The sequence below is a fragment of the Arthrobacter sp. 01L42 genome, assembly GCF_056400005.1.
This window is the reverse complement of the sequence record NZ_JBFTSL010000010.1, coordinates 1-20,663: the sequence shown is the minus strand read 5'-3', so window position 1 is coordinate 20,663 and position 20,663 is coordinate 1. Positions and strand designations below refer to the sequence as shown.

General features: G+C 67.9%; 16 protein-coding genes. 4 read left to right on the top strand and 12 right to left on the bottom strand.

What is annotated here, in order from left to right; translation table 11 throughout:
• The first annotated feature begins 56 nt into the window (after positions 1 to 56).
• Both AC1DN2_RS10530 and AC1DN2_RS10525 read left to right on the top strand, forming a co-directional pair.
• Entirely contained in the window at positions 57 to 1,769 is a 1,713-nt protein-coding gene (locus tag AC1DN2_RS10530; protein ID WP_476850287.1) for a formate--tetrahydrofolate ligase, read from the top strand.
• Positions 1,770 to 1,948: 179 nt separating this feature from the next.
• Positions 1,949 to 2,908 carry a hypothetical protein gene (locus AC1DN2_RS10525; RefSeq protein ID WP_476850286.1) on the top strand — a complete coding sequence of 320 codons (960 nt, stop codon included), beginning with the start codon at positions 1,949 to 1,951 and terminating at the stop codon, positions 2,906 to 2,908.
• 184 nt (positions 2,909 to 3,092) lie between these two features.
• Here AC1DN2_RS10525 and AC1DN2_RS10520 read toward each other — a convergent pair whose 3' ends face one another.
• From AC1DN2_RS10520 to glmS, 8 genes are all read right to left on the bottom strand, one after another.
• Positions 3,093 to 4,178 (bottom strand): inositol-3-phosphate synthase, encoded by a 1,086-nt coding sequence (locus AC1DN2_RS10520; protein WP_476850285.1) that lies wholly within the window; start codon positions 4,176 to 4,178, stop codon positions 3,093 to 3,095.
• Positions 4,179 to 4,353: 175 nt separating this feature from the next.
• Positions 4,354 to 5,394 (bottom strand): L-glyceraldehyde 3-phosphate reductase, encoded by a 1,041-nt coding sequence (gene mgrA, locus AC1DN2_RS10515; protein WP_476850284.1) that lies wholly within the window; start codon positions 5,392 to 5,394, stop codon positions 4,354 to 4,356.
• Positions 5,395 to 5,409: 15 nt separating this feature from the next.
• On the bottom strand, positions 5,410 to 7,215 hold the full coding sequence (gene treZ, locus AC1DN2_RS10510) for a malto-oligosyltrehalose trehalohydrolase (protein ID WP_476850283.1): 1,806 nt from the start codon (positions 7,213 to 7,215) through the stop codon (positions 5,410 to 5,412).
• A 51-nt stretch (positions 7,216 to 7,266) separates the two neighbouring features.
• Positions 7,267 to 9,603 (bottom strand): malto-oligosyltrehalose synthase, encoded by a 2,337-nt coding sequence (gene treY / locus AC1DN2_RS10505; RefSeq protein WP_476850282.1) that lies wholly within the window; start codon positions 9,601 to 9,603, stop codon positions 7,267 to 7,269.
• Positions 9,600 to 11,963, bottom strand: a complete 2,364-nt coding sequence (gene glgX / locus AC1DN2_RS10500; RefSeq protein WP_476850281.1) for a glycogen debranching protein GlgX — start codon at positions 11,961 to 11,963, stop codon at positions 9,600 to 9,602. The genes treY and glgX overlap by 4 nt, the downstream gene beginning before the upstream one ends.
• A gap of 91 nt (positions 11,964 to 12,054) precedes the next feature.
• Positions 12,055 to 13,593, bottom strand: a complete 1,539-nt coding sequence (locus tag AC1DN2_RS10495) for an NAD(P)H-hydrate epimerase (RefSeq protein WP_476850280.1) — start codon at positions 13,591 to 13,593, stop codon at positions 12,055 to 12,057.
• A 68-nt stretch (positions 13,594 to 13,661) separates the two neighbouring features.
• Entirely contained in the window at positions 13,662 to 14,009 is a 348-nt protein-coding gene (locus AC1DN2_RS10490; RefSeq protein ID WP_018773713.1) for a holo-ACP synthase, read from the bottom strand.
• A 4-nt stretch (positions 14,010 to 14,013) separates the two neighbouring features.
• Positions 14,014 to 15,906: a glutamine--fructose-6-phosphate transaminase (isomerizing) gene (glmS, locus tag AC1DN2_RS10485; protein ID WP_079550530.1), complete on the bottom strand. Its 1,893-nt coding sequence runs from the start codon at positions 15,904 to 15,906 to the stop codon at positions 14,014 to 14,016.
• Positions 15,907 to 16,051: 145 nt separating this feature from the next.
• On the opposite strand from glmS, the gene coaA reads away from it, so the two are divergent.
• The gene (gene coaA / locus AC1DN2_RS10480; RefSeq protein ID WP_476850279.1) at positions 16,052 to 17,017 is read left to right on the top strand and encodes a type I pantothenate kinase; all 966 of its coding nucleotides are present in this window, start codon (positions 16,052 to 16,054) and stop codon (positions 17,015 to 17,017) included.
• Positions 17,018 to 17,027: 10 nt separating this feature from the next.
• Here the strand turns inward: coaA and AC1DN2_RS10475 are convergent, their stop codons facing one another.
• Positions 17,028 to 17,285, bottom strand: a complete 258-nt coding sequence (locus AC1DN2_RS10475) for a hypothetical protein (protein ID WP_476850278.1) — start codon at positions 17,283 to 17,285, stop codon at positions 17,028 to 17,030.
• A gap of 112 nt (positions 17,286 to 17,397) precedes the next feature.
• On the opposite strand from AC1DN2_RS10475, the gene AC1DN2_RS10470 reads away from it, so the two are divergent.
• On the top strand, positions 17,398 to 17,967 hold the full coding sequence (locus tag AC1DN2_RS10470) for a M15 family metallopeptidase (RefSeq protein ID WP_476850277.1): 570 nt from the start codon (positions 17,398 to 17,400) through the stop codon (positions 17,965 to 17,967).
• Positions 17,968 to 18,134: 167 nt separating this feature from the next.
• On the opposite strand, the gene glmM is transcribed toward AC1DN2_RS10470, so the two are convergent.
• From glmM to AC1DN2_RS10455, 3 genes are all read right to left on the bottom strand, one after another.
• On the bottom strand, positions 18,135 to 19,496 hold the full coding sequence (glmM, locus tag AC1DN2_RS10465; protein WP_476850276.1) for a phosphoglucosamine mutase: 1,362 nt from the start codon (positions 19,494 to 19,496) through the stop codon (positions 18,135 to 18,137).
• A 187-nt stretch (positions 19,497 to 19,683) separates the two neighbouring features.
• Positions 19,684 to 20,217, bottom strand: coding sequence for a hypothetical protein (locus AC1DN2_RS10460; protein ID WP_476850275.1), 534 nt, complete (start codon positions 20,215 to 20,217; stop codon positions 19,684 to 19,686).
• A 59-nt stretch (positions 20,218 to 20,276) separates the two neighbouring features.
• The gene (locus tag AC1DN2_RS10455; RefSeq protein ID WP_476850274.1) at positions 20,277 to 20,459 is read right to left on the bottom strand and encodes a hypothetical protein; all 183 of its coding nucleotides are present in this window, start codon (positions 20,457 to 20,459) and stop codon (positions 20,277 to 20,279) included.
• Positions 20,460 to 20,663 lie beyond the last annotated feature (204 nt).

Sequence of the window (20,663 nt, the reverse complement as noted above, 5' to 3'; positions counted from 1 at the left end):
GCCCGGCAACACCGGACCGGGACAAACCCGCCGACGCCACGAGCCGAAGGACAACGATGTCTGAGACCACCACTGCCGGGAACAACGTCCCCAGCGACCTGGAAATTGCCCAGCGGGCAGTCATGAAGCCGATCGGGGAGATTGCGGCGGCCGCCGGCATCGCCCCGGACGCGCTGGAACTTTACGGACCCTACAAGGCCAAGATCGACCCTGCGAAGCTGACCGTTCCGGCGGGCACCCCCGTGCGCGCGCCCGGCAAGGTGGTGCTGGTCTCCGCGATGTCGCCCACCCCCGCCGGCGAAGGCAAGTCCACCACGACGGTGGGGCTCGCGGATTCCCTGGCCCGGGCCGGGCACAGCGTGATGATCGCGCTGCGCGAACCCTCGCTCGGCCCCATCCTGGGCATGAAGGGCGGCGCGACCGGCGGCGGCTACTCCCAGGTGCTGCCGATGGACCAGATCAACCTGCACTTCACGGGCGATTTCCACGCCATCACATCGGCGAACAACGCCCTCATGGCCCTCGTGGACAACCACATCTTCCAGGGCAACGAGCTCAACATCGATCCGCGCCGGATGACGTTCAAGCGCGTCCTGGACATGAACGACCGGTCCCTCCGGGAGGTCGTGATCGGCCTCGGCGGGCCGGCCCAGGGCACGCCGAGGCAGGACGGCTTCGACATCACCGTGGCCTCGGAGATCATGGCCGTGTTCTGCCTCGCCACGGACCTGAACGATTTGCGCGACCGGCTTGGCCGGATCACGTTCGGCTACACCTACGACCGCCGGCCCGTCACCGTGGCCGACCTCGGCGTCCAGGGCGCCCTGACCATGCTGCTCAAGGACGCGATCAAACCCAACCTCGTGCAGACCATCGCCGGCACCCCGGCGCTGGTGCACGGCGGGCCCTTCGCCAACATCGCCCACGGCTGCAACTCCCTCATCGCCACGCAGACGGCCCGCCGCCTTGCAGACATCGTCATCACCGAGGCGGGGTTCGGCGCGGACCTCGGCGCCGAAAAGTACATGGACATCAAGGCGCGGATGGCCGACGTCGCCCCGTCCGCCGTCGTCCTCGTGGCCACCGTCCGGGCGCTCAAGATGCACGGCGGCGTGCCGAAAGACCTGCTCAAGGAGCCCAACGTGGAGGCGCTGGCCGCCGGCGTCGCCAATCTGCGGCGCCACATCCGCAACGTCGAGAAGTTCGGCATCACCCCGGTCGTGGCGGTCAACAAATTCGCCACGGACACCGCCGAGGAGCTGGACTGGCTGCTTCAGTGGTGCGCCGCGGAGGGTGTCCAGGCCGCGGTGGCCGATGTCTGGGGCCGCGGTGGTGGCGGCGACGGCGGCGACGAGCTCGCGGCGAAGGTAGCGGCCGCGATCGACGCCCCGCACGGCTTCCGGCACCTGTACCCGCTGGAGATGTCCGTGGAGGACAAGATCCGGACCATCGTGCAGGAGATTTACGGCGCCGACGGCGTGGACTTCTCCGTGCCCGCGCTCAAACGGCTGGCCGAGATCGAGAAGAACGGCTGGTCCGGGATGCCGGTGTGCATGGCGAAGACCCAGTACTCCTTCACCGACGACGCCACCCGCCTCGGCGCGCCCAAGGGCTTCACCATCCACGTCCGGGATCTCATCCCCAAGACCGGCGCGGGCTTCATCGTGGCCCTCACCGGCGCCGTGATGACCATGCCGGGCCTGCCCAAGGTGCCGGCAGCGATGCGGATGGACGTCGACGACGCCGGCAACCCGGTCGGCCTCTTCTAACCCACCCGACGCTCCCTCACATCCTGCATCCCCCCAACCAACGATCCCTCAGGTCCGGCGTGCCCCCACCCGACGCTCCCTCAGGTCCGGCGTGGCGCTTGCGCCTGCCGCCGCGGGCCGATCCGGGACATCTGTGGATAACTCCTGCGCGGTTCTCCAAATTGGTTCAAAATTCCAGCATGGAAAAGCCTACGAAGCTTCCCGGTCCACTCAGCGCAGCACCCTTTACCATCGCGGATGCAAGGTCCTTGGGAGTGCCGAGAACCAGACTCAGGCACTCCGACGTAATCCACATCAGCCGGGGTCTCTACCGGCCCACGGATTGGGACTTCGAGCTGGAGGCGGCGGCTCGTGCGTTGGCCGCAGCGTCGCCTGGCGCCTGGATCTCCCACGTCACCGCTGCCAGGCTCCGATGCCAGATATTGCCTCCGTGGCTCTCGGACTCGGAGGAGCTACACCTGAGCAAGCCGCGGGCGCTCCCGGAGGTCCGGCGCAAAGGCATCCTCGGACACACGGTTCTTGCGTTGGAGGGCGAGGTCGAGACAGTGGACGGGATCCGGATCAGCACGCGCTCCCGGACGTGGCTCGACCTCGCCCTGCGGTTGAGCCTGCCGGAGTTGGTCTGCCTGGGTGATGAGCTGGTGCGGATTCCCCGACTGGGGTTGGAAGGGCGCAGTGATCCCTTTGCGACCATCGATGAGCTGCGTTGGATGGTGGGCCGTCACCCGAACCTGCAGGGAATCGTCCGCGCCCGTGCCGCACTGGACTTGATGCGCGTGGGCTCGGATTCAGCGCCGGAGACGTTGCTGCGGCTGGCGATGTGCGACGCCGGGCTCCCGGAACCGGAACTGCAGCTCCCGCTGCGACCGGACAGTCCTGCCGCGCCGACGGCGGACCTTGGGTATCGCCGTCGGCGGCTGGCGGTTCAGTACGACGGCGGGCACCACCTGCTCCCCGCACAGATCTTCAGCGACCGCCGCCGTGACAAGGCCTTCGAGGCAGCCGGATGGACAGTGCTCGTCCTGACAAAAGATGACCTCGCGGATGGCTTCTCCGGCGCCGTCACCAAGATGAAGCGAATCCTCCGCACCTCATACCTCAGCCCGCCGGCCGCAGCTGGCTTTTCCAGCGCAATCTGAGGCAGCGAGCCGCCGATGTCTGCAAGACGTGAGGGAGGATCGGGTCGGTATCGGCCAAAGGTGAGGGAGCATCCCGGACCCAATCCGAAAACGACGACGCTCCCCCACCATTGGTGAGGGAGCGTCGGGTTGGAACACGCCAAACGTGAGGGAGCGTCCGGGGGTAGCGCGGCAGCTGTGGCGGTTAGCGCTCCAGGTCGCCGCGGATGAAGGCCTCGACCTTTTCACGGGCGAGGTCGTCGTTGAACTGCTCCGGCGGGGACTTCATGAAGTAGCTCGACGCCGAGACCAGCGGGCCGCCGATGCCGCGGTCCAGGCCGATCTTGGCGGCACGGATGGCGTCGATGATCACGCCGGCGGAGTTGGGCGAGTCCCAGACTTCGAGCTTGTATTCCAGCGACACCGGGGCGTCGCCGAAGTTGCGGCCCTCGAGGCGGACGAAGGCCCACTTGCGGTCATCGAGCCACTGGACGTAGTCGGACGGGCCGATGTGGACGTCCTTGGCGGCGAGCTCGGCCTCGACGTTGGAGGTGACGGCCTGGGTCTTGGAGATCTTCTTGGACTCCAGGCGGTCGCGCTCGAGCATGTTCTTGAAGTCCATGTTGCCGCCGACGTTCAGCTGGTACGTGCGGTCCAGGGTGACGCCGCGGTCCTCGAACAGCTTGGCCATGACGCGGTGCGTGATGGTGGCACCGATCTGGCTCTTGATGTCATCGCCCACGATCGGCACGCCCGCGGCGATGAACTTGTCCGCCCACTCCTTGGTGCCGGCCAGGAAGACCGGCAGGGCGTTGACGAACGCCACGCCGGCATCGATCGCGCACTGGGCGTAGAACTCGGCGGCCTGCTGGGAGCCGACCGGCAGGTAGCAGACCATGACGTCAACCTGGGCGTCCTTGAGGGCCTGGACGACGTCGACCGGCTCCTCCGGGGACTGCTCGATGGTCTCGAGGTAGTACTTGCCCAGGCCGTCCAGGGTGTGGCCGCGCTGGACCGTGACGCCGGTCGGCGGGACATCGGCGATCTTGATGGTGTTGTTTTCGCTGGCCAGGATGGCGTCGGACAGGTCCTGCCCCACCTTCTTGCCGTCGACGTCGAACGCGGCAACGAACTGGACGTCGCCGACGTGGTACTGGCCGAACTCCACGTGCATCAGGCCCGGGATCGTGGCCTTGGGGTCGGCATCTTTGTAGTACTGGACGCCCTGGACCAGCGAAGCGGCGCAGTTACCTACGCCGACGATTGCAACACGAATCGGATGTGAAGACACGGAACTCCTTTTGAGAAACAAGGGTGACCGGCGCGGCCGCACTCTGAGGTACTGCATCAGTTGTGCGGGCGGCAGGCGGACACGACGCCGTAAGGCGCCCTTAGTAGTCTAGTCAACGCCGCCGGGGCCGCGGTTGTTCCCCGGCGGCCCCGGCACTTGTGTTAACTGCGGATGCCTACGACTTCTGGGCCCACAGGTTAATATCTGATTCGACGGCGAATTCATCGATCGCGTCGATCTCATCGGCCGTGAAATCCAGGTTGTTGATCGCAGACAAGGTGTCCTCAAGCTGCCGGACGCTGGACGCGCCCACCAGTGCGGACGTGACCGACGAGCCCTTGCCCTGATCGCGCAGGATCCAGGCGATGGCCAGCTGCGCGAGCGTCTGCCCGCGGCCCTCGGCGATCCGGTTGAGCCCGCGCACGCGGTCCAGCTTCTCCTCGGTGATCATGGATTCGCCCAGGGACTTGTGCTGGGCGGCCCGGGAGTCGGCCGGAATGCCCTTCAGGTAGCGGTCGGTGAGCATGCCCTGGGCCAGCGGCGAGAACGCGATGGATCCGGCGCCCACCTGCTCCAGCGCCTCGAAGAGGTTGGGGCTGCCGTTCTCGGTCCAGCGGTTGAGCATGGAGTAGCTGGGCTGGTGGATCAGCAGCGGGGTGCCGAGTTCCTTGAGGATCCCCGCGGCCTCGATGGTCTGTTCCGGGGTGTAGGACGAAATGCCTGCGTAGAGCGCCTTGCCGGAGCGCACGGCCTGGTCCAGGGCGCCCATGGTTTCTTCCATCGGCGTTTCGGGGTCCGGGCGGTGGCTGTAGAAGATGTCCACATAGTCCAGGCCCATCCGGCCCAGCGACTGGTCCAGGCTGGCCAGCAGGTACTTGCGGGAGCCAAAGTTGCCGTACGGGCCCGGCCACATGTCGTAGCCGGCCTTGCTGGAGATGATCAGCTCGTCGCGGTACGGCTTGAAGTCGTCCTTGAAGTGGCGGCCGAAGTTGGTCTCGGCGCTGCCATAGGGCGGGCCGTAGTTGTTGGCGAGGTCAAAGTGGGTGACGCCCAGGTCGAAGGCCCGGCGCAGGATGGCGCGCTGGATCTCGAACGGCTTGTCGTCGCCGAAGTTGTGCCACAGGCCCAGTGAGATGGCCGGGAGTTTCAGGCCGCTGCGCCCCACGCGGCGGTAGGGCATGGAGTCGTAGCGGGTATCAGCTGCCAAATATGTCATACGTCATATCCTGCCTTAGTGGGTGAGTACCGCGGCGCTGTGGCCGGGTAGATGCAGTGGTGTGGCCGGCGCCGCGCCGCCAGGAGCGGGTTCAGCATCGGAAGCCGGGTCCAGCCGGACGCCGTCGTCGGTTGCCAGGGCCAGGGCCGCCCCGCGGACCGGGACCCGCCGCGCCTCGGCGGAAAAGTTCATCGCCACCTCGGTGCGGCCGCGGCGCAGCAGCAGCCAGCCCTCGTTCTCGCTGACGTCGACGGCGGTGTCCTCGAAACCGGGTTCCGTCAGGTCCGGCGTGGTGCGGCGCAGCGCGATGAGCGCCCGGTACAGCTCCAGGAGGCGGGCGTGGTCCCCTCCCGAGGCCTCGGCCCAGTCCAGCTTGGACCGGGTGAAGGTCTCCGGATCCTGCGGGTCGGGGACGACGGCGGGGTCCCAGCCCATGCGCTCGAACTCCCTGATCCGGCCCTCGGCCGTCGCCTTGCCCAGCTCCGGTTCCGGGTGGGAGGTGAAGAACTGCCACGGGGTGGTGGCCCCGTATTCCTCGCCCATGAACAGCATGGGCGTGAACGGCGAAGTCAGGGTGGCGACGGCGGCGAGCGCGAGCGGCCCGTAGCCCAAGGTCTGGGACAGCCTGTCCCCGGTGGCACGGTTGCCGATCTGGTCGTGGTTCTGGCTGCACACCACCAGCGCGGCCGGGTGGACCTGGGCCGGGTCGATGGGCCGGCCGTGGTGGCGGGCGCGGAAGCTGGAGTAGCTGCCGTCGTGGAAGAACCCGCGCTCCAGGACCTTGGCCAGAGCCCCGATCGAGTCGAAGTCGGCGTAGTAGCCGGTGGTTTCGCCGCTGACGTTGACGTGGACGGCGTGGTGGAAGTCATCGCTCCACTGCCCGGCCAGCCCGTACCCGTTGGTGTCCCGCGGGTAGAGCAGGCGCGGGTTGTTCAGGTCCGATTCCGCGATCATCGTGGCCGGACGTCCGGTCTCGGCGGCTATTTCGTCGGCGAGGGCGCCGAAGTCCTCCAGCAGGTGCACGGCGCGCTCGTCCTTGAAGGCGTGCACGGCGTCCAGGCGCAGGCCGTCCACGTGGTAATCGCGCAGCCACATCGCGGCGTTGTCCAGGATGTAGCGGCGCACCTCGTCCGACTCCGGGCCGTCAAGGTTAACCGAGTCGCCCCAGGTGTTGCCCTCCCCCGATTTCAGGTAGGGCCCGAACCGGGGAAGATAGTTGCCGCTGGGGCCGAGGTGGTTGTAGACGACGTCCTGGATGACGCCCAGGCCGGCGGCGTGGGCGGCGTCCACGAAGCGCTGGTACGCGGCGGGTCCGCCGTAGCCTTCGTGCACGGCGTACCAGAGGACACCGTCGTAGCCCCAGTTGTGGGTGCCGTTGAACCCGTTGACCGGCAGCAGCTCGACGAAGTCGATGCCCAGCTCCGCCAGGTACGACAGCTTCCCTGCCGCGGCGTCCAGTGTTCCCTCCGGCGTGAACGTGCCCACATGGAGTTCGTAGATGACGGCGCCCTTGAGCTCCCGCCCCGCCCACTGGCCGTCAGCCCACTGGTGGCGTCCGGCGTCGAACGTGCGGGAGAGCGCGTGCACGCCCGCGGGCTGGCGGCGGGACCGCGGGTCCGGCAGCGGGGTGGGATCCCCGTCCACCAGGTAGCCGTAGTCCACGTCCCCGGCGGCGGGCGCCCCGGCGGCGGTCCACCAGCCGGGTGCCTCCGCGCCGCGGCGGGTCATGTCGTACTTCCGGCCGTCAGCGAGGAGCGTGACGTCCTGCGCTTCCGGTGCCCAGAGATCGAAGCGGTCGCTTCCGTGTGCAGGCAAGGTCATGGCATTCTTCCGTTCCCCATGTCGGTACTATTCCCCATATCGAAGGTCTGCTTAGGCGGTGGGCACCAGGAGGGCCACGGGGTAGTCCCGCAGGATCTCCCCCACCGCCACGGTGCCCGGACCGTGTGTGGCACCGGTCAGTTCATCGGCCATGGCCGCGGCGAGCTCGACGGTCGTGTCCTGCCAGCCGCCGCGCTGCTCCAGGCCGCGGGGCAGCCGGGTGGCGAGCGTCAGCGCGCCCGGGGCTGCGGGAGTCCCGCGGTCAAAGGCGAGCAGGTGCGCAGCGGCGGCGCCCGTGGCGGTGACCGGGGCGTACCCGGTGAACAGCTCCGGCCGGTCCCGTCGCAGCCGCAGGGCCCGCGAGGTGACGAGGAGTTTCGCTGCCTCGTCCAGGAACGACGCCGGACGCTCACCGGCGTCGAGCGCGGCGAGGGCGCGCCGGCGGGCACCGAAGTCGAACGGCCGCCGGTTGTCCGGATCGGTCAGCGAGCGGTCCCAGAATTCGGTGCCCTGGTAGACGTCCGGCACCCCGGGCATGGTGAGCTGCACGAGCTTGGCGCCCAGGGAATTGGCGGCGCCGTAGGGCTCCAGCAGGGCCACGAGGGAGTCCAGCTCGGCGGTCACCTCCGGGGTGTCGAAGGCGGCGTCGACGGCGGCTGCAAGTTTCGCCTCAAAGGCCTCGTCCGGATCGATCCAGTTGGTCGAGTTTCCGGCCTCCCGGGCGGCTTTTTGCGCGTAGGACTGCAGCCGGTCCCGGTCTGCGGGCCACACGCCCGCGATGGCCTGCCACAGCAGGTTGGCCAGCGGGCCGTCCGGCAGCGGCGCCAGCTTCTGCAGCCGCTGCAGGGATGCCTGCCATTCCGGTGCGAGTTCGGCCAGGACCGAGATCCGGGCCCGGGTGTCCTCGCTGCGCTTGGTGTCGTGGGTGCTGAGCGTGGTCATGGACAACGGCAATTCGGCCTGGCGGCGGCCCATCCGGGTGTGGAATTCTTCCGGTGCCACGGCGAACTCGGTGGGGTCGGCGCCGACTTCGGTCAGGGTGCCCAGCCGGGTGTAGCGGAAGAACGCGGTGTCTTCCACGCCCTTGGCCATGACCATCCCGGAGGTCTGCTGGAAGCGCATGCCCAGTTCTGCGGAGGGGGCAGCCTGCGCGTCGAGCAGCAGCGGCAGCAGCACGCCGACGGCGCCTTCCAGCTCGGGGCGGCGGCGGACCGCGAGTTCGCATGCCTCCCTCAGGACGTCAGCGCCCTCCGGAAGGTAGCTGCGGTAGACCGGGAACGCGGCGATGATCTCGGACAGTGCGTCCGCCGCGGCTTCCTGGCCCAGCCCTGCCCCGGCAGGGACCAGCCGTGCCAGCCGGAGCATTTCCGAGTGCAGGATTCCGTCCGTGATCCGCCGTTTGGTGCCGCGGATCATGTCCTCGTAGTCGGCAGCGGCGCCGCGCAGTTCGGCGTCGAGCGCGTCAAGCGGGCCCTGGCCCGCGGCGTCGACGAACACCCGGTCCACGTCCGCGAGGGCGTCGTAGCCGGTGGTGCCCTCGCACTCGAAGCCGGCCGGCAGGGCCTCGCCCGGTTCCAGGATCTTCTCGATCAGCAGGTAGCTGCCGCCCGTGGCCTCCCGCAGCCGGTGCAGGTATCCCTCCGGATCGGCGAGGCCGTCCGGGTGGTCGATCCGCAGCCCGTCGACGAGTCCCTCGCGGAACCAGCGCTCAATCTCCGCGTGGGCTTCATCGAAGACCTCGGGGATCTCCACCCGGATCCCGGCCAGGCTGTTGACGGCAAAGAACCGGCGGTAGTTCAGGTCAGTGTCGGCCCGGCGCCAGCCGATCAGTTCGTAGTGCTGACGGTCGTGGACCTCGCGGGGATCGTCGGCAGTGGAGTCACCTGCGGTATACGTGCCCTCTGCAAGCGGAAACCGGTGGTCGTAGTAGCGCAGTTCCCCGTCCTTGATTTCCAGCGCGTCGACGTCGGAGTCGTCCCCCAGCACCGGGATCCGCACCCGGCCGCCGCCGATGCCCCAGTCGACGTCGAACGCCTGCGCGTAGCGGGACTGCTGCCCCTCCTTCAGGAGCGACCACCACCACGGGTTCTGGGCCGGGGTCGCGACGCCGACGTGGTTGGGCACGATATCGACCAGCACACCCATGCCGGCCTCCCGCGCGGCGGCCGACGCCGCCAGCAGGCCGTCCGCGCCGCCCCGGTCCGGATCAATGGCGGAGGGATCGGTAACGTCGTAGCCGTGGTCCGAGCCGCGCTCCGCCGTGAGGATCGGCGAGAGGTAAATCCAGTCCACGCCCAGCGACTTCAGGTACGGCACGGTCTGCGCGGCGTCCTGCAGCGTAAACCCGGGCCGGATCTGCAGCCGGTACGTCGAGACGGGGGTTCTCATTTAGCCCGGCCCTTCGGGGTCTTCGGCTTGTCGGCCCCCGCCTTTTTCGAGCCGGAGGCTTTCGCGGAGCCCTTGGAGGCGCCGGTTGCCGGGGCCTCCGGAGCCGGAGCCGGGTCCGCCGGAGCCGGCGCCTCCGGTGCCGGGTCCGCCGGAGCTTCCGGTGCCTGGACCGCAGAACCTGCATCCGCCGAATCCTCGTGCTCGGCCATCGCGGCGAGGGAGGCTGCCGCGGAGTAGTCCACTTCCACCTCGGGGCCGGAGTGGGCCCGGAGCACCACCATCGACTTTGCCGCCAGCTTCAGCACGGACCCGGCTTTCAGCGGGGCCTCAGTGTCCGCCTGGTCCGCGGTGTCCACCAGCACGTCCCAGAACCGTGAGTACTCCTCGGCCGGCAGGGCGAAGTCCACGTCGCCGTCGTGGGCGTTGAAGCCGAGCAGGAAACTGTCGTCGGTGATCCGGCGTCCGCGGGAGTCCTGTTCCTGGATGCCGTGGCCGTTGTAGAACACGCCGATGGTCCGGCCGAAGCCGCTGCCCCAGTCCTCCGGGAGCATTCCGGTGCCGTCGGTCTTCAGCCAGACGATGTCCGGCAGTTTCTCGCCCTCACCGCGGACCACCGGGCGGCCGTCGAAGAAGCGGCTGCGGCGGAACGTCGGGTGGTCGTGCCGGATCTTGTTGACGACGGCGGTGAACTCCACCAGCGGCTGGTCCATCGCGTCCCAGTGGATCCAGCTCAGCTCGGAGTCCTGGCAGTAGGTGTTGTTGTTGCCCTGCTGGGTGCGGCCGAGCTCGTCGCCGTGCAGGAGCATCGGGACGCCCTGCGAGAGCAGCAAGGTGGCGATGAAGTTGCGCTGCTGGCGGGCACGGAGGGTCAGGACCTGGTCGTTGTCCGTGTCCCCTTCCTCGCCGCAGTTCCAGGAGCGGTTGTGGGATTCGCCGTCGTTGTTGCCTTCGCCGTTGGCGTCGTTGTGCTTCTCGTTGTAGGACACGAGGTCGCGCATGGTAAAGCCGTCGTGCGCCGTGACGAAGTTGATCGAGGCCACCGGGCGCCGGGCGGAGCTTTCGTAGAGGTCCGCGGAACCGGTCAGGCGGGAGGCGAATTCGCCCAGGGTCGAGGGCTCGCCGCGCCAGAAGTCGCGGACCGTGTCGCGGTATTTGCCGTTCCACTCGGTCCACTGGGGCGGGAAGTTGCCCACCTGGTAGCCGCCCGGGCCGATGTCCCACGGCTCGGCGATCAGCTTGACCTGGGAGACGATCGGGTCCTGCTGGATGAGTTCGAAGAAGGTGGACAGCTTGTCCACGTCGTAGAACTCGCGGGCCAGGGTGGAGGCGAGGTCGAAGCGGAAGCCGTCGACGTGCATTTCCGTCACCCAGTAGCGCAGGGAGTCCATCAGCAGCTGAAGGGAGTGCGGGTGCCGGACATTGAGGGAGTTGCCGGTGCCGGTGTAGTCCATGTAGTGCTTCTGGTCATCGTCCACCAGCCGGTAGTAGGCCTGGTTGTCGATGCCCTTGAAGGACAGCGTCGGGCCGAGGTGGTTGCCTTCAGCGGTGTGGTTGTACACCACGTCCAGGATCACTTCGATGCCGGCCTTGTGCAGCTCGCGGACCATGGCCTTGAATTCCTGCACCTGGTGCCCGACGTCGCCGGAGGAGCTGTAGGTGTTTTGCGGGGCGAAGAAGCCGATGGTGTTGTAGCCCCAGTAGTTGTTGAGGCCCTTCTCCTCGAGCGTGCCGTCGTTGACGAACTGGTGGACGGGCATGAGCTCGATCGCGGTGACGCCGAGCTTCTTCAGGTGCTCAATCACGGCCGGATGGGACACGCCGGCATAGGTGCCGCGCTGCTCTTCGGGAATTTCCGGGTGGAGCTCGGTCAGGCCCTTGACGTGAGCCTCGTAGATGACCGACTGGTGGTAGGGGATCCGCAGCTGGCGGTCGCCGTCCCACTCGAAGAACGGGTTGATGACGACGCCGTGCATGGTGTGCGGGGCCGAGTCGCTGTCATTGCGCGAGTCGGGGTCGCCGAATTCGTAGGTGAAGAGCGCCGGGTCCCAGTCGATCTGGCCCTGGACGGCCTTGGCGTAGGGGTCCATCAGCAGCTTGTTCGGGTTGAAGCGGTTGCCGTGTTCGGGTTCGTACGGGCCGTGGACCCGGTAGCCGTACTTCTGTCCGGGCTGGACCTGCGGCAGGTAGCAGTGCCACACGTAGCCGTCCACTTCGGTCAGTTCGATCCGGGTTTCGGTGAGGTCGTCAGCGAGGAGGCACAGTTCCACCCGCTCGGCACGCTCGCTGAACAGGGCAAAGTTGGTGCCAGTGCCGTCAAAAGTGGCTCCCAGCGGGTAAGCCGATCCGGGCCAGACTTCCATGTGTACTCCTCGTGCGGAACGAATATTCTCTAGACAGACTACTTGTAAGTAGGGTTAGTATTTGCCCGGGCGCTCGGAGCGCCCCCGTTTGTTACAGCTCCCGCATCACCTCCGGAACGGCACGCGCGATGGCCGTTGCGGTCATTGGCCCCCCGCGGGAAGCCCGGACTCCGGCACGACCATGGATGCTGGCAGCCATCGCCGCGATCGCCGCCCATCTGGCGTCGGGGTCGATGTCATATGCACCGAAGCGCCCGACGTCGGCGCCCAACTGGGCCAGCAGCGCGCCGATGACTCCGGCCAGGACGTCGCCGCTGCCTGCCGTGGCGAGCCAGGGCGTGCCTTCGGACTGGCTGAAGAAGTCCTGGAAGGGGGAGGCCACAAGGGTCGTGGCGCCCTTGAGCAGCACGGTGGCTTCAGTCAGGCCCGCAGCCCGCCGCACAGCGCTGAGGGTGGATGCTTCGACGGCGGAGCGGTCCAACCCGGCCCCGAGGCGCTGAAGCAATGCCGACAGTTCGCCGGCGTGGGGTGTCAGGATCACTTGCGGGGCGAGCACATCAGGCAGGGCCGGCAACGCGCCGGCGTCGGCGATCGTCGGCAGGCCCGAGTCTGCGGCGTCACGGGCGCGCTGCAACTGCTCCTCATCGGAGTCATCGAGTCCGGAGCCAACGAGCCACGCCTGAACGTGCGTGTCGGCCACGGCGCCGGCGCTGCACACCACCTCGGGACAGGAACGGCGAACCAGGTCGGCGACGTCCGGCGGCCCCAGGTAACGCACCATTCCGGCGCCGGCTGCCTGGGCGCCCTGGCAGGCCAGCACCGCGGCGCCGGGATAAGCGCCGGAGCCCGCGACCACCCCCAGCACCCCCCGGGAGTACTTGTGCGCCCGCCGCTGCGGGCGTGGCAAAAGGGCGGACAGGTCTGCGGCCTCAAGCCGTCGCAGGGACGGCCATGGCAGCGCCTGCTCGATTCCGATCGGGACCACCCGGATGGCGCCCGCGAAGTCCGCGCCCGGGTCCGCCAGCAGGCCGGCCTTGGCGGCCCCAAAGGTCACCGTCATGTCGGCCGCCAGCACCGGCGCGTGCGCCTCCCCCGTGTCCGCGTCCACCCCGCTGGGGATATCGCAGGCCACCACCAAGGGGGAACGGGAGCCTGGCCGGGAACGCTCCAGGGCCGCGACCAGTTCGGCGGCCGGTCCGCGCAGCCCGCCCTGGGCTCCGGTCCCGAGGACTGCGTCGATCACGACGTCGGCGCCGCCGGCCAGCGCGGCGAGTTCGGCAGCGTTGTCACCGGTGAGGGCCACGGCATGGCCGCCGGCCTTCCGGAACGCCGCCAGCCCGGCGTCGTGGGCCGCGCCCGCGGTGAGCACCGCCGTCGTGCGCATGCCGCGGCGGGCCAGCAGCGCGGCGGCGAAGAGCCCGTCTCCGCCGTTGTTGCCCTTGCCTGCCAGCACGGCCACGCTGGAGCCGTACAGCCGCTGCCCGCGGCTCCGCAATTCGCGGATCACAGCGTTGGCGAGGCCGTACGCGGCCCGCTGCATAAGAACAGCGCCCGCACCGGAGCCCAGTGTGTCGTCGAGAAATGGCTTTTCGGCCTCTCGCACTTGGGTTCCGGTGTAGGCGCTGATCATGGTTTCAGTCCATTCGCGGTCGCTGGGGAATGCTCGGCGCTGGGGCCGGTTCTGCATGGACGGCCGTCTCAGCCTTCGGCGACAACCGTCGCCGTGGCGATCCCGCCGTCGTGGCTCATGGACAAGTGCCAGCGCTTGACGCCCTTGGACTCCGCCACGGCCAGCACGGTGCCTTTGACCTGGACGGTGGGGCCGTTCTGGTCCAGCCCAATCCAGCAGTCCTGCCAGTTCATGCCGGCCGGCGCCCCCAGCACCTTGGCCACGGCCTCCTTCGCGGCAAACCGCGCGGCGAGGGACCGCGTGTTCAGTTCCCGCTCGGCGGGGACGAACAGCCTGTCACGCAGCCCGGGGGTGCGCTCGAGCTGGCGCCCGAACCGCTCAATGTCTACGACGTCTACGCCTATGCCAACAATCATGGCGTTATTCTACGGTCACGCTCTTGGCCAGGTTGCGTGGCTGGTCCACGTCGTAACCCTTGGCCGAGGCGAGTGCGAGGGCGAAGATCTGCAGCGGAACCGTTGCGAGCAGCGGCGCCAGGAGCGTGGGGGTCTCCGGGATGTAGAAGACGTGTTCGGCGTACGCCTTGACGGCCTCGTCGCCTTCTTCGGCGATCACGATCGTCTTGGCGCCGCGGGCACGGACTTCCTGGATGTTGGAGACCACCTTGGAGTGCAGCGAGTCGCGGCCGCGCGGGGAGGGGACCACCACGAAGACGGGCTGGCCTTCCTCGATCAGCGCGATCGGGCCGTGCTTGAGTTCTCCTGCGGCGAAGCCCTCGGCGTGGATGTACGCGAGCTCCTTGAGCTTCAGCGCGCCCTCCATCGCCACCGGGAAACCGACGTGGCGGCCCAGGAACAGCACGGACTTGGCGTCAGCCATGGACTGGCCGAGTTCCTTGATCTGGGCCTCGTTGTCGAGGATGCGCTGGATCTTGGCCGGGATCTTGCCCAGGTCGGCCAGGATGTCCTTGATCTCGCCCTGGAACTTGTTGCCGCGCAGCTGTGCCAAATAAAGGCCCAGCAGGTAGGCAGCCGTGATCTGGGCCAGGAACGCCTTGGTCGAGGCCACGGCGATTTCGGGTCCGGCGTGCGTGTAGAGCACGGCGTCAGATTCGCGCGGGATGGTGGAGCCGTTGGTGTTGCAGATGGAGACGGTCTTGGCGCCCTGTTCCTTGGCGTAGCGGACCGCCATGAGGGTGTCCATGGTCTCGCCGGACTGGGAGATGGAGACAATCAGCGTGTTCTCGTCCACGATCGGATCCCGGTAGCGGAATTCGTGCGAGAGCTCGACCTCGGTGGGGATCCGGCACCAGTGCTCAATGGCGTATTTCGCCACCTGCCCGGCGTAGGCGGAGGTGCCACACGCGAGGACGATGATCTTGTTGACGTTCTTGAGCAGTTGCGGATCGACGCGGAGCTCATCAAGCGTCAGCTTGCCGTGGATGTCGGAACGGCCCAGCAAGGTCTGCAGCACGGCATCCGGCTGGTCGTGGATTTCCTTTTCCATGAAGGACGGGAAGCCGCCCTTTTCCGCCGAGGCCGGGTCCCAGTTGACGTGGTATTCCTTGCCCTCGGCGGGGGCGCCGTAGAAGTCCGTGATTTCCACGGAGTCGGCGGTGATCGTGACGATCTGGTCCTGGCCGAGTTCCACGGCGCGCCGGGTGTAGTCGATGAAGCCGGAGACGTCGGAACCGAGGAAGTTCTCGCCTTCGCCGAGGCCGACGACGAGCGGGGAGTTCCGGCGGGCAGCGACCACAACGTCGGGCTGGTCGGCGTGGACGGCGAGGAGCGTGAAAGCTCCCTCGAGCCGCTGGCAGGCAAGCTGCATTGCCCGGGTGAGGCCGCCGTTGCTGGCGTCACCGCCGAGCTGGTTCCGGTAGATGTCCCCGAGCAGGGCGGCCGCCACTTCCGTGTCGGTCTCGGATTCGAAGGTGACGCCCTTGCGCTGGAGCTCGAGCTTGAGCTCGGCAAAGTTCTCGATGATGCCGTTGTGGATCAGGGCCAGCTTGCCGCCGTCGGACAGGTGCGGGTGCGCGTTCTGGTCCGTCGGGCCGCCGTGCGTCGCCCAGCGCGTGTGGCCGATTCCCGTGAGGGATTCCGGCAGCGGGCGGGCGTCCAGCTCCGCAATGAGGTTGCTCAGTTTGCCGGACTTCTTCCGGGAAGAAATCGTGCCGTCGGCCACTACAGCGATACCCGCGGAGTCGTAGCCGCGGTACTCCAGGCGCCGCAATCCTTCAAGGACAACGTCCAAGGCATTGTGTCCAGCATTTACCCGGCCATCTGAGTGGCCCACATATCCAACGATTCCACACATGGTCATAAGCCTAGCGGGTTTCCGGGAGGGAGGACGTGGGACGGCGGGGCGTGACGGCCCCTGCGCGGGGCTCAGGACGGCCGGCCCCGGCTTCCACCGGCCAGTCCATTTCGCTCTCGGCGTTGTGAAGGGCAGAATCTCTAGGGTGACTTTGCAACGCAATGAAGCGAACGGGGAAGGTGTCTCCCCGTTCGTGGAGCTGGACCGGCAGACCTGGTCCCGGCTCGCTGCCCAGATGGAGCAGCCCCTTAATGAAGAGGATGTGTTCCGCCTTCGCGGCCTCGGGGACCCCCTCGACATCAAGGAAGTGCGCGAGGTCTACCTGCCGCTGTCCAGGCTCCTGCACCTGTATGTGGAAGCCGCGGGCCAGCTTCACGCGGCCACCACCACCTTCCTCGGCGAAAGCACCCAGCGCACGCCGTTCGTGATCGGCGTGGCCGGTTCGGTGGCCGTGGGTAAGTCCACCATCGCCCGCGTCCTGCGCGAAATGCTCCGGCGCTGGCCCGGCACCCCCAACGTGGAGCTCATCACCACGGACGGATTCCTCTACCCGCTCGCCGAGCTTAAGCGCCGGCAACTGCTCGAGCGCAAGGGTTTTCCGGAGTCCTACGACCGCCGTTCCCTGCTGCGCTTCGTGAGCGAGATCAAGGGCGGCGCCGAGGAGGTCCGGGCCCCCTGGTATTCCCACGTCACCTATGACATCGTCCCCGGCAAGGAAGTGGTGGTGCGCCGCCCGGACGTGCTGATTGTCGAGGGGCTGAACGTCCTGGCCCCGGCCCGGCCGCGGCAGGACGGCAGGCAGGGCCTGGCCCTGAGTGACTTCTTCGATTTCTCCATCTACGTCGACGCGAAGACCTCGTATATCGAGGAGTGGTACGTGGACCGGTTCCGCAAACTGCGGAGCACAGCCTTCGCCCAGCCGGAATCGTACTTCCACCGTTACGCAACACTCTCCGATGCCGAGGCCGAAGAGACCGCCCGTGAGATCTGGAAGCGCATCAACGAGCCCAACCTCGAGGAAAACGTCCTCCCGACCCGGGGCCGCGCGCAACTGGTCCTCACCAAGGACGCCGACCACTCCATCCGCCGGATGCTGCTGAGGAAGGTCTAGCACAGATGTGCTACGACGACGCGGACGGGACGGCGGGACGGCAGGAAGCCGGCCCGGAATCGCCGAGCCGCCGGGCTTTCAGCCGCCTCCTGCTGGCGGGCACGGGCCTCGCGGCGCTGTCCGCCTGCACCCCGGCCCAGTCCTTCACGCCGTCCGGCACGCCGGGGCCTACGCCGGGCACGGGCACGGGCAGTTCGACGCCGACCGCCGCCGCTTCGGCGTCGACCCCGCCGGCAAGCTCATCGTCGGCGCCCGTTCCGGAAAGCACCGCTACGGCGACGCAGGCGCCGTCGCGTGTCCCGCCATCGTCCGCTGCTCGCCCTCCATCGGCCGCGGCGCCGGGGCCGCAGCACTCCCTTTCGGACCCCACCAGCCCGTGGGTGATCGTCAACAAACACCGCCCGCTCTCCCCCGCCACCTTTGTGCCGCCGGATCTGGCCCGGCCGGCCGTCCGCCGGGCAACGTCGGGCGAGGCGGCGCTGGTGAACAGCACGACGGCGGCAGCGGCTGAGAGGATGTTCGCGGCCGCGGCTGCCGACGGCGTCATCGTCACCCTGGCCAGCGGGTACCGTTCGTTCGCGACGCAGCAGGCAACCTACGGCAGCTACGTGAATTCCCGCGGACAGGCGGAGGCAGACACCGCCTCGGCCCGGCCCGGCTACTCAGAGCACCAGACGGGCTGGGCGTTCGACATCGGCGACGGCAGCGGGGCGGACTCTTTCACGCCCCAGTTCAAGGACCGCCCGGCGGCGATCTGGGCCAAGGCGAACGCCCACCGCTTCGGCTTCGTGGTCCGCTACCCGTGGATGCTGCACGAAATCACCGGGTATTTCTACGAGCCATGGCATCTGCGCTTCATCGGCAAGGAGGCGGCCGGGGACATGCGCGCCCGCGGCATCGGCACGCTCGAGGAATACTTCGGCCTGGAAGCCGCCCCGGCGTACTTGTAGGCGGCGCCCGCCTACCCGTCGGTCCGCGCGGATTTTCCCCATCTTTGCCACCACGACGCCGGCACACGCCGGCGCAACCGGCCCACACGCCGTCGGACGCGGGCATAGGTGGGGAAACCCGGCGTCGCCGGGCGCGGAGATCCTCAGACAGAACCGTTGCCGGCTACCTACTCGGGGACGAGCTCCAAAGCCAGTTCGGTCCGGACCACCTGCGCCAGGCGCTCCGCGACGCCCTGGGCTGTCTCGTGGTCTCCGGCCTCCACCATCACGCGCACCACCGGCTCGGTGCCCGAGGGGCGCAGCAGGACGCGTCCGGTGTCGCCGAGTTCGGATTCTGCCGCGGATACCGCCTGCGCCACCACCGCATCGCCCTTGACCCGGGTACGATCCACGCCCTTGACGTTGATGAGGACCTGGGGCAGCTTGGTCATCACGGTGGACAGCTCCTTGAGCGGGCGGCCGGTGAGTGCCACCTGGGCGGCAATCTGCAGTCCGGTCAGTACGCCGTCGCCGGTGGTGGCGTGGTCGGCAAAAATTACATGCCCGGACTGCTCGCCGCCAAGGCTGTAGCCGCCGTTGCGCATTTCCTCGAGGACGTAGCGGTCCCCCACGCCGGTTTCGCGCAGGCTGATCCCGGCGTCGCGCAGGGCGATCTTCAGGCCGAGGTTGCTCATGACGGTGGCCACCAGGACATCATCCTTAAGCTTTCCGGCGTCCTTGAGGGCCACGGCCAGGATGGCCATGATCTGGTCGCCGTCCACCTCGTTGCCTTCGTGGTCCACGGCGAGGCAGCGGTCGGCGTCGCCGTCGTGCGCGATGCCGAGGTCCGCCCCGTGGTCCAGGACGGCGCGCTTGAGCGGGCCGAGGTGCGTGGAGCCGACCCCTTCGTTGATGTTGAGCCCGTCCGGTTCGGCGCCAATGACGATCACGTTGGCGCCGGCGTCCTTGAACACCTGCGGGGAACAGCCGCTGGCCGCGCCGTGGGCGCAGTCGAGGACGACCTTCAGTCCGTCCAGGCGGTGCGGAAGCGTGCCGAGGAGGTGCACGATGTAGCGGTCCTCGGCGTCGGAGAAGCGCTGGATGCGTCCCACCTCACCGCCGACGGGCCGGAAGGGCTCCTTGCCGAGCTGCACTTCGATGGCGTCCTCGACGTCGTCGGGCAGCTTCTGGCCGCCGCGGGCGAAGAATTTGATGCCGTTGTCCGGCGCGGGGTTGTGGGAGGCGGAGATCATGACGCCGAAGTCGGCGTTGAGGTCCGCCACGAGGTAGGCGGCGGCCGGGGTGGGCAGCACGCCGGCGTCGTAGACGTCGATTCCTGAGCTGGAGAGCCCCGCCTCCACGGCAGCCGCGAGGAACTCACCGCTGGCCCGCGGGTCCCGTGCCACCACGGCGATCGGCCGCTTCCCGGTCGTGTTGCGGTCATGGCCAAGTACGACGGCGGCGGCCTGGGCCAGCTGCATGGCGAGCTCGGCGGTCAGCAACCCGTTCGCCAGGCCCCGGACTCCATCGGTTCCAAATAATCTAGACATCGGACCAAGTTTAGTCGATGGGCGGCCAGACAAGGGGGTGCGCGCGTATCGACCCCCCGTTGACTCAGCCGCGCCGGATGGCTGGAGCTGCGACGATTCGTTCAGAATGGCGATTTTCATAGATCCGCGACGACAAGGCGATCCACGCTTACGCTTACGCCATCGTTTGGCTGACGCCATCGCTGGGTCAGGACCAGGGTGGCGGGTTGGCTGCGATGTTCTCCGGTGTGAGGAGCATGCCTCCGAAGTCGGCGCGGGCCTTCGCGAGTATTGCCGGGTTGGGGTCGATGGTGGCGTACCAGGGCTCCAGGTCTTTGGCCTGCACGAGGTGTTTGCCTGCGCCGAGGGGTTCGATGATCCAGTCGGAGAGGTCGTTCGCGTGCGTCAGGTGGGCGTCGGTGAGGATTTGCAATCCGTGCGCGTCGGGGATGTACTGCGCGTTCAGGTGCCTGTTGTAGCGAACGTGGTATTCCTGCACGTATGGCAGCAGGGGCCTGCCGGTCGATAGTGTACTCCAGCTAAGGGTAGGGGCAGCGCTGTACTGCACAAACGCCAGATCGGTGTCCTCGGGGAACGCGACCATTGCCTTGACAACATGGGCCAGCCGGTCCTGCCAGGACACCGTGTCATCCATGACCCCGTAGCAGGCCCGGCCCAGGAGGCTTAGCGATGCCCAGGCGACCCGGCGCTGCTCGGGCTGCAGGTAGGTCACCCGAGCCATGGCGATTTCGTGGCCGCGTCCGCCAACGCGTGACCCACGTCGGGGTTCTGCGTAAGGGTCTAGTGAATGTTGCGCAGCAGGTAGACGTCGGCGCCGTCGAAGCGGCCCCATGCCGTGGCGGCGTCAGTGATCTTCTCCGTCAGTGCGGGCGGGACATGCCAGGCACGCCGCTGTTCGTCTGCGTCCAGCAGCGCCAGATCATCAGTCTGGTAGGACACAAAGCCTGTGAGCTGTCGCGGCACGTCGAATCCGCTGCTCAACCACTCGGGGAAAAACGCCTCCGCGCGGCGGTTACTCGGCTCTCCCCGGTTCGTGGTGATTTCCGGTGTGCGGTGAATGTTCAGGCCGCCGTTCTGGCGGCGCTTCTGAGCATAATGCGGGTGGTGTAGTTCCGGCTATTGACGAATCCCCGTCCTGTCCGTTTCAGGTGTTTGATGGCGGTGTTG